The 5689-nt window shown below is 58.0% G+C and carries 7 protein-coding genes; 3 read left to right on the forward strand and 4 right to left on the reverse strand.

Annotated features, from left to right (window positions below):
- From H1Y01_RS04735 to infC, 3 genes are all read left to right on the forward strand, one after another.
- Window positions 1-269, forward strand: a 269-nt coding sequence (locus tag H1Y01_RS04735) for a type IV toxin-antitoxin system AbiEi family antitoxin domain-containing protein (protein ID WP_437179947.1), incomplete at its 5' end; no start/stop codon positions are given.
- The gene (locus H1Y01_RS04740) at window positions 266-724 is read left to right on the forward strand and encodes a hypothetical protein (RefSeq protein ID WP_180539123.1); all 459 of its coding nucleotides are present in this window, start codon (window positions 266-268) and stop codon (window positions 722-724) included. The genes H1Y01_RS04735 and H1Y01_RS04740, both read left to right, overlap by 4 nt.
- 70 nt (window positions 725-794) lie before the next feature.
- Entirely contained in the window at window positions 795-1379 is a 585-nt protein-coding gene (gene infC, locus H1Y01_RS04745) for a translation initiation factor IF-3 (RefSeq protein ID WP_180539124.1), read from the forward strand.
- A 208-nt stretch (window positions 1380-1587) separates the two neighbouring features.
- On the opposite strand, the gene H1Y01_RS04750 is transcribed toward infC, so the two are convergent.
- The 4 genes from H1Y01_RS04750 to H1Y01_RS04765 form a co-directional block, all read right to left on the reverse strand.
- Window positions 1588-2817: a hypothetical protein gene (locus H1Y01_RS04750; protein ID WP_180539125.1), complete on the reverse strand. Its 1230-nt coding sequence runs from the start codon at window positions 2815-2817 to the stop codon at window positions 1588-1590.
- Window positions 2818-2824: 7 nt separating this feature from the next.
- Entirely contained in the window at window positions 2825-3856 is a 1032-nt protein-coding gene (locus tag H1Y01_RS04755; protein WP_180539126.1) for an aminopeptidase, read from the reverse strand.
- An 18-nt stretch (window positions 3857-3874) separates the two neighbouring features.
- Window positions 3875-5002, reverse strand: a complete 1128-nt coding sequence (locus H1Y01_RS04760) for a carboxylate-amine ligase (RefSeq protein ID WP_180539127.1) — start codon at window positions 5000-5002, stop codon at window positions 3875-3877.
- Window positions 5003-5008: 6 nt separating this feature from the next.
- Window positions 5009-5689: ATP-grasp domain-containing protein (locus tag H1Y01_RS04765; protein ID WP_219341270.1), on the reverse strand; the 681-nt coding region annotated here is incomplete at its 5' end.

The raw sequence follows: 5689 nt of genomic DNA on the forward strand, positions 1-5689 counted from the left end.
CCCTGAGAGTCGTCACGGCCTCAGGGCAGGCGTTCAAATTCGGCGTGTCGGTGCATAGGATTGGGGGCGTGCGGGTACGCATCTACAACCCCGCAAAAACGGTCGCGGACTGCTTCAAGTACCGGTACAAAATCGGTATCGATGTGGCGCTAGAAGCGCTGCGCGATTGCTATCGCCAGAAGAAAGCAACCATCGATCAGATCTGGAAGGCTGCCAAGGTTTGCCGGGTGAGCAACGTGATTCGCCCTTACATGGACACCCTCGCGTGAGCAAGAACATCGCGGCTTCGGTAGGCCGGCGCCTTCGGAATCTCGCCCGCCGGCGCCATGAGGATTTCGGTCTCGTCTTAACGAAGTACGGTCTGGAGCGCGTGTTGTTTCGTCTCAGCCGGTCGAAACACCGGGACGCATTCGTGCTGAAAGGTGCGCTGCTGTTCGAGCTAAGGATCGTCATCGCCCCACAAGAGAAACGGTTGTTGCCGAGAAGCCGCATGAAAGACTTTCACGACCTCAGCAGTCTCGCAGCGCTGTTTCCATTCCCGGCGCAAGACGTACGTCCCGGCCCGGCTCCCTACCGCCCTCACAGCGGAATTCTACGAGGACCTGTCGAAGCGCCGCCAATGGACGGCCTTTATCGGCTCTACATAGAGCCTCGCCCGCTGGCGGACCATCGGTCATTTGCCGAAAACTGGCCCGCGGCGGGACCTTGGACGCGGTCGCAATGAACGCTCTGCCGCCAGGCGTCTTTAAAGTTATAATGGGAAAGATCGATCAGCAAAAAACGCAAACTTATACATGATTCCAGGCAGAAACTTCCCACCGCGCCGGCAAAACCGCCGTGAGAATGTGAACGAGTCGATTCGAGCGCGCGAGGTAAGAGCCGTTTTCCCGGATGGAACCGCGGAAGTGATGCCTACTGCGGCCGCGCTACGCAAGGCGCAGGAACTGGGGCTCGATCTGGTGGTGGTTTCTCCGACCGCTGTCCCCCCCGTTGCAAAGGCCATTGACTTTGGTCATTACCAATACGAGCTCAAGAAGAAGCAGCACGATGCCAAGAAGAAGCAGCACGTCGTGCAGGTGAAAGAGCTGAAATTCCGTCCGAACACCGACGACCACGATTACGATTTCAAGAAAAACCACGCGATCCGCTTCCTCCAGGAAGGGAATCGAGTCAAGGCGGTGGTGCAGTTCCGCGGCCGCGAAATCGCCCACACGGATCTAGGCAAGAAATTGCTGACCCGCTTCGCTGAGGATCTTTCCACGCACGGCATTGTGGAGGGCACGCCGCGCATGGAAGGGCGGAATGCCCACATCCTAATCAGTCCGGCAAAGGCCAAAGAGTCGAAAAAGGAAACTACTTCAGCTCCGCCACCCGAGTGATACGGGATTTATCTGCGGCAACCTAGCCGAGCGGGACGGGTTGAGGAACCCTGTAGCGGCGGGGCGTTCCAGGCCCGCCGGGAAAGGTCAGTGTGACCACCGCAACGAGCAGTAGCACAGTTAGGGTAAATAAGTCCGAATCCATTGTTTGTAATGGGTGTTTGTAATGGGTGTTCCTAGGGGAACTCGTTAGATTGTCTTGGAAATTTTATCCTACCACCAATTGACCGGAATTAGCCTTGGGATAGAAGCCGGCCGAAGCCCCCACCCATTCCAAATTCTTGTTGTGATCGACCCCCATCATCTTGCCGCGTCCTGTGCGGACGATGGTGTTCACGGGCAATAAGCCGTCTCGCTCGAACCCGCCGGTCCATAGGTACATCACGCGCACTTCGGCCTGAGCGTCGCCGGGAGGGGTATGAATTACGGGGACGAAGTTGACGCGCTCTTGCAGAATGTATTCGTGCCGTTGATCCGCTGGCACCGCATCAATTTCTTCCCTGGTCGGGCCGACGCGCACGCCCAGACCCGCGAAGGAAAATAGCGGCTTCAGAACCAGTCGCTCGGGCGGTAACGGCAACTCGCGGACCTCGCTGAGCAGCCACGTCGCGGGCACCGTCGGATGCCTCAACCACGGCAGGGAAAACTTGCTGATCCGGAAGAACCAGTTCGGATGACCGGCCCATTCCACGTCGAGATCCGCGCCGAGATCGAACGGAAGCTTGATGTTGCGGCGGATCAGCTCATCCGCGATCGCGCGATTGTAAATTCGCTGGATCGGAACAAGAGTGCCTTCCCGTTCATAGTAAAGGCGGTCACCCTGCCGGCGAACGTCGCGAATATCGACCGTCCGAATGCCGCAGATCTGCTCTGTCACCAGGAAATCCGGTAGAGTCTTTTGCGCTAGCGGATCGATTTCGAGCAGCACGACGTTTTGCGGATCGTATGCACCGACGATCGCTTCCCGCAAGGCTGCGTTGTAACCAGCCTCGTCCAAACCGCCCAAAACCGTTTCGAGCGATGGGTCGAGCTCGTAAACATCGCGGTAGGCGTGCGCCAGAGTGAGTTGGAAACCGTAGAGCGAAGGAAAACCCTGAATCTCGACTAGGCGCGGTTCGTAAGAGCCGTCCGCCGCGCGGATGATTCCGAAGTCGGCTTGCAGGAATAGAGGCCGATCCGTGTCGTTGGCGACGCGGAATGCCGGCGGGATCGCCGCATCGGCGGCCGCGAGATAATCCGGATTCGACACCAACTGCCATGCCAGATCGCGACCCGCTTCCGCCATGCGATTGAGCAGTTCCGCGGGAAAGAAGCACGCGGTCTCGCTGCATCGGAAATCGACGTGCGCACCGCTGCGCTCGTCAATCGTGCGCAGGAACTGCTGATACTTCTCCGGAGTGAAACGCGCGTTAAAGTCTTCGCGATATTCCGGAATCATGCCCGGTTCAACGCCCGCCGTTCAGCATGAACTCGCCGTCATTCATAATCTGGCGATCATCCAGCCAGATGCTGAACTGCCGTCCCACGACATCGATGTGCGTGGAGGAATACCAGTCCGCTCCGGTGTGAAATCCGTAGGGATTTCCAAACGCCATGTGGATGCCCGGAATCTTCTCATCCTGCAGAATGTTGCCGATCACGTCATGTAATTGCACGTTGGTGCCGATCGCAAACTCACCCACGCGATCGCTGTTTTCATCCGTGTGCGTATATTCCCAGAACTCGTTTTCGAGCTCTTTGTTTTCGGAGTGCGCTTCGGTCAGGCGATTCTGCTTCACATGGACGGTGAGCGGCTGATCGCGCAGATTCCCGTACTTGGCGCAGAGATAATCGCCGACCACGCCATCGATCACAAACGTCCCGTTCACTTCGCCGGGCGTCGTGAATGTCTCGCCGCCGGGCAGATTGCCCCACTTCAACGGACTGATAATGCCGCTCGTCTTCACCCAGCGGTAGTTCGGATTCATGTCCGCGATGATGTCCGTGCCGGAACGCGTCGTGGCGCGCACGCGCCGCGCGTGACCTGCATCATGGCACACGATCGTGCTGATGCGATCGACCTCGTTGTAATCGGCGCGCATCCCATCGAGCATGATCTGCTTCGTGATGTTCACCATGTGCGCGTGGCGAATGTGCCGGCGGTTCACAACATCCGTCATCTGCATACGGGTCTTCAACTCGTGCAGCTGCGCGGTCACAGCGAAGATGCTTACCTGGCTCGTTTCCATGTCGTCGAGGATCGCCTGCGGCATAATCTCAAGCGGACGCGGCGCCAGGTCTTCCAGCGTGAAACTGTTGTAGGCGGCGCCCAACGCTTCGAGCTCATGCGCGAGTGCGCAAGCGATTTCCTGCGACAACTCGTCCGTGATCACGGTTACTTTCTCATCGGGCTGCACGCGCAGGCAGATGTGAACCGCATTGTAAGCTCCCGGCGAGAGCTCGGGATCGAAAGGAAGTTTGAGTAAATGATCTTTCATTGGGCTTGCTGGATATAGTTACGCTGCGCTGGCCGCGGGCTGCAGGATGCCGGCTTCCGTCTCCGAAATGATGTAGTCGACGACGCTCTTGAGATCTCCGGTTTCCTGATACACGCGGAGCTGCCGGTCCGCGCCGCTGCCGTTGCGAATCATCGTCCAGATGTATTCGATCTCTTTGCGAGAGCCCAGATCGTCAACGACATCATCGACGAACTCCATATACTCTTCAAGCAGCACGCGTACCGGCACTTCACATTGCTTGCCGAAATCGATGAGCTTGCCCTCGAGGCCGTAGCGTAGAGCACGCCACTTGTTCTCCATGATGAGCGCGCGCCGGTAAAGCCGGAAACCCTGGTTCGCCGCGTAGAGCTTGTAAAGTTTGGCGACAGTGGCCTGGATCAGCGCCGCGATCGCGATCGTTTCGTCGATGCGCATCGGCACATCGCAACAGCGGAATTCGAGCGTCGGAAAGTTGGGGTGCGGGCGAATGTCCCACCAGATCTTCTTGGCGTTGTCGATGCAATTGGTTCGTACCAGCAGCTTCACGAAGCTGTCGTATTCGCCCCAACTGGGGAAATAATCGGGGATGTTCGTGCGCGGGAACTTATCGAAGACTTTGCAACGGTACGATTTGAGGCCGGTATCCATGCCCAGCCAAAAGGGCGAATTGGTGGACAGCGCGAGGATGTGCGGCACGAAATAACGCGCCGTGTTCATGATGTTGATCGCGGTCTCCCGATCCTCCACGCCGACATGCACGTGCAACCCGAAGATCAGATTCGCGCGCGCGACCATTTTCAAATCCTGAACAATCGTGTGATACCGCTCATCCGGATAGATTTCCTGATTCCGCCAGTCGGCAAACGGATGTGTGCCCGCGGCCGCTAGTCGTAGATTGTTGTTACGGGCGAGCCCGATAATGCCGCGGCGCAGTTCGGTCACGTCCTGCCGCGCCTCTTGAATATTGTGACAAATCCCGGTTCCGACCTCGACCACCGACTGATGCATCTCCGCCTTCACGCGTTCCTGAAGGATGAGTTTGCCCTTCTCCAGAATCTCCGCCGCTAAGTGCGAGCGCAGATCGCGTGTGACCGGATCGATGGTCTGATACTCCTCTTCGATACCGATCGTAAAGGTCGGCTGCATGACGATTTACCCCCGGAGAAACGATGCCCAGCGCATTTCGCGCGCGGGATTTTCATTACTCAACGCTTTCTCGATCGCGAACTTGGCCACTTCCGTCACAATCCACTCGAAGTTCGCGGGGCCGACGGAAACAAGGTCGGCATCCGGCGCCGGATTGAGGAAGTCGATGGCATACGGCACACCATCGCGCACCGCAAATTCGACCGTATTTAAATCGTACCCGAGTGCGCGGCAGAGAGTGAGGCAATCGTCGTGAACGCGGGCCAGCAGGTGCGGGTCGACCGGGGGCCCGTCGAGCACGTAGCGATACGCATGCGGGCGCCGCGGATCGTATTGCATGATGTGTACGGCGCGCTGGCCGACCACATAGCAGCGGAAGTATTCTTTGAACTCGATGCCTTCCTGCAAAGTCATGAGGAGGTCGCCCGAATCGTCGTACGCGGCGAAGAACTCATCCCGGTTGTGGACGTGATAGACGCTCTTCCATCCGCCGCCGCTATAGGGTTTCAGGAATGCGGGGAAGCCGACATAACCGAAAATCGCGTCCCAGTCGAGCGGATAGATCAGGTTGCGCATCGATCGGTCCGTCGTTCCGGGAGGGTTGATCTTGTGCGGAAGAATTACCGTCCGCGGGACGGCCACGCCGATCTTCGAAGCCAGCGCGTAGTTGAAGAATTTATCGTCGGC

The organism is Nevskia soli (assembly GCF_903970205.1).
In the GTDB taxonomy this organism is placed as follows: domain Bacteria; phylum Acidobacteriota; class Terriglobia; order Bryobacterales; family Bryobacteraceae; genus Bog-113.

What these genes read in the sequence shown, in the direction of transcription:
- infC (WP_180539124.1), top strand. Translation starts at nt 795, where the DNA reads ATGATTCCAGGCAGAAACTTCCCACCGCGCCGGCAAAACCGCCGTGAG.
- H1Y01_RS04750 (WP_180539125.1), bottom strand. Translation starts at nt 2,817, where the DNA reads ATGATTCCGGAATATCGCGAAGACTTTAACGCGCGTTTCACTCCGGAG.
- H1Y01_RS04755 (WP_180539126.1), bottom strand. Translation starts at nt 3,856, where the DNA reads ATGAAAGATCATTTACTCAAACTTCCTTTCGATCCCGAGCTCTCGCCG.
- H1Y01_RS04760 (WP_180539127.1), bottom strand. Translation starts at nt 5,002, where the DNA reads ATGCAGCCGACCTTTACGATCGGTATCGAAGAGGAGTATCAGACCATC.